This window comes from Streptomyces sp. NPDC051987 (assembly GCF_040680735.1).
Classification (GTDB): Bacteria; Actinomycetota; Actinomycetes; order Streptomycetales; family Streptomycetaceae; genus Streptomyces.
The window spans coordinates 1-2,731 of sequence record NZ_JBFAXI010000195.1; the positions used below are offsets into that span (position 1 = coordinate 1).

The following is a 2,731-nucleotide window of genomic DNA, read 5'->3' on the forward strand; positions in this document are numbered from 1 at the left end:
CTGGCGTTGACTTTTGGCACGCTGTTGAGTTCTCAAGGAACGGTCGCTTCCTTTGTACTCACCCTCTCGGGCTTTCCTCCGGGCTTCCCTTCGGTGGTCCAAACTCTACCAGTGTTTTTCCGTCCCTCTGACCACTCTCCCGCAGGCATGCGAAAGATGATCCTGAGTGAGGATCTGACAAGTTTGGGTGCCGCCCGGATGTCGGCGCTTTATCGCAGCGCCGCGCCCCAGGCAGGAGTACGACTGTACACGGAGCTCCGAAGGCCGTGCAAATCCACCGGGCTGGTGGTCTAGACCACTAGCTGGTAGCTTCCATGCGGAACCGCCACTTCACATGACATACGCTGCTGCTCAGTGCCGTCCGGAACAAGCAGTGACGGCCCGTAAGCAGCTCCACTTCTGGGAGGCTTCCCATGACCACCGTGACGTCCCCGCTCGCAGGACGCGCCGTCGGACTGGCCGCAGTGCCGGACCCGGTCTTCGCCGGGGCCATGGTGGGCCCGGGTACCGCCATCGATCCCGTGCGTGAGCCTTCCACGGTCGTGGCACCCGTGGACGGAGTCGTCGTCTCTCTGCACCCGCACGCGTTCGTCGTGGTCGACGAGAGCGGCCATGGCGTCCTCACCCACCTCGGTATCGACACCGTGCAGCTCAACGGGCAGGGTTTCGAGCTGCTCGTGAACAAGGGCGACACCGTGACCCGCGGCCAGGCCGTGGTGCGCTGGAACCCGGCCGAGGTCGAGGCCGCCGGCAAGTCGCCGGTCTGCCCCGTCGTGGCCCTTGAGGCCACCGCCGACTCGCTCTCCGATCTCCGTGAAGAGGGCGACGTGAAGGCCGGCGACCCCCTGTTCGCCTGGAACTGATTCGTCCCGGACCGGCGACCCCACCGCCGTGCCGTCGTACGACGGATCAGGACGGCGGTCATGACAACCACCGCGGCGGCGGGACCCGCCGCACTATCGGAGACGGGTGAGATGGAGACAACGCTGCGAGGCGTCGGCGTGAGCCACGGTGTGGCGATCGGCGAGGTTCGGCACATGGGAACGGCGGTGCTGGAGCCGCCGGCCAAGCAGATCGCCGCCGAGGAGGCCGAGCGGGAGCAGGGGCGGGCCAGGCAGGCCGTGGACGCCGTGGCCGCCGACCTGATGGCGCGGGGCAACCTGGCGGGCGGCGAGGCGCAGGCGGTGCTCGAGGCGCAGGCCATGATGGCGCAGGATCCCGAGCTGATGTCCGATGTGGACCGTCGGATCGCCGTCGGCAGCACCGCCGAGCGTGCCGTGTACGACGCGTTCGCCGCGTACCGCGAGCTGCTGGCCGGTGCGGGCGAGTACCTCGCCGGCCGGGTGGCCGACCTGGACGATGTGCGGAATCGTATCGTCGCCCGGCTGCTGGGCGTTCCGATGCCGGGTGTCCCGGACAGCGACGAGCCGTACGTCCTGGTGGCGAGGGATCTGGCGCCGGCGGACACAGCGCTCCTCGACCCGGGGCTGGTGCTCGGTTTCGTGACTGAGGAGGGCGGGCCGACCAGCCACAGCGCGATCCTGGCGCGGGCGCTCGGGGTGCCGGCCGTGGTGGCGCTGCCGGGTGCCCAGGAGCTCGCGGAGGGCACCGTGGTCGCCGTCGACGGCAGCACGGGTGACATCTTCGTGAACCCGACTGCGGAGCGGAAGGCGGCGCTGGAGGCGGCGGCCGCCGAGCGGAAGGCGGCGCTGGCCGCCTCGACCGGCCCCGGGGCGACCGCGGACGGGCACAAGGTGCCGCTGCTGGCCAACGTGGGCGGGCCCGCGGACGTGCCGGCCGCGGTGGAGGCCGGTGCCGAGGGTGTCGGTCTGTTCCGTACCGAGTTCCTGTTCCTGGACGACAGCAAGAGCGCTCCTTCCGAGGAGAAGCAGGTCGAGGCCTACCGGCAGGTGCTGGAGGCGTTCCCGGAGGGCCGCGTCGTCGTGCGGGTGCTGGACGCGGGCGCGGACAAACCGCTGGACTTCCTGACTCCGGCGGACGAGCCGAACCCGGCGCTGGGCGTGCGTGGTCTGCGGACCCTGCTGGACCATCCCGAGGTGCTGCGCACTCAGCTGACGGCGCTGGCGAAGGCGGCCGAGGGGCTGCCCGTCCACCTTGAGGTGATGGCCCCGATGGTGGCGGACCGCGCCGACGCGAAGGCGTTCGCGGACGCCTGCCGGGAGGCGGGGCTGCGGGCCAAGTTCGGTGCCATGGTGGAGATCCCGTCGGCCGCGCTTCGGGCGCGCTCGGTCCTCCAGGAGGTCGAGTTCCTGTCGCTGGGGACGAACGACCTGGCGCAGTACACGTTCGCCGCGGACCGTCAGGTGGGTGCGGTGTCCCGGCTGCAGGATCCGTGGCAGCCCGCGCTGCTCGACCTCGTCGCGCTGTCGGCGGAGGCGGCGAGGGCCGAGGGCAAGAGCTGCGGCGTGTGTGGTGAGGCCGCGTCGGATCCGCTGCTGGCCTGTGTGCTGACGGGGCTGGGTGTCACCTCGCTCTCCATGGGCGCGGCGTCGATTCCTTATGTCCGGGCGATGCTGGCCAAGTACACGCTGGCCCAGTGCGAGCGGGCCGCGGCGGCCGCGCGTGCCACGGACAGCGCGGAGGAGGCCCGCTCGGCGGCGCAGGCGGTGCTGTCCGGCGAGTAGTGGGCCACGGCCGTGATCGGCTTGCTTTCCAGGGGCGGGGGGGGCGGGCGGGGGGGGGCGGCGGGCGGGCGGCCGGCGGCCGGCCG

General features: G+C 71.4%; 3 protein-coding genes. All 3 read left to right on the forward strand.

Annotated elements, in window-relative coordinates; all coding sequences use genetic code 11:
- Window positions 1-294, forward strand: a 294-nt coding sequence (locus AB0M11_RS41230) for a hypothetical protein (protein WP_365714119.1), incomplete at its 5' end; no start/stop codon positions are given.
- A 119-nt stretch (window positions 295-413) separates the two neighbouring features.
- A complete protein-coding gene (locus tag AB0M11_RS41235) occupies window positions 414-863 on the forward strand; it encodes a PTS glucose transporter subunit IIA (protein WP_365714121.1) in 450 nt (149 codons plus the stop codon).
- A gap of 111 nt (window positions 864-974) precedes the next feature.
- Window positions 975-2,645: a phosphoenolpyruvate--protein phosphotransferase gene (gene ptsP / locus AB0M11_RS41240; RefSeq protein WP_365714123.1), complete on the forward strand. Its 1,671-nt coding sequence runs from the start codon at window positions 975-977 to the stop codon at window positions 2,643-2,645.
- The last annotated feature ends 86 nt before the right edge of the window (window positions 2,646-2,731 follow it).

Excerpts from the sequence above, each read along its gene's own strand:
- AB0M11_RS41235 (WP_365714121.1), top strand. The coding sequence starts at position 414 with ATGACCACCGTGACGTCCCCGCTCGCAGGACGCGCCGTCGGACTGGCC.
- ptsP (WP_365714123.1), top strand. The coding sequence starts at position 975 with ATGGAGACAACGCTGCGAGGCGTCGGCGTGAGCCACGGTGTGGCGATC.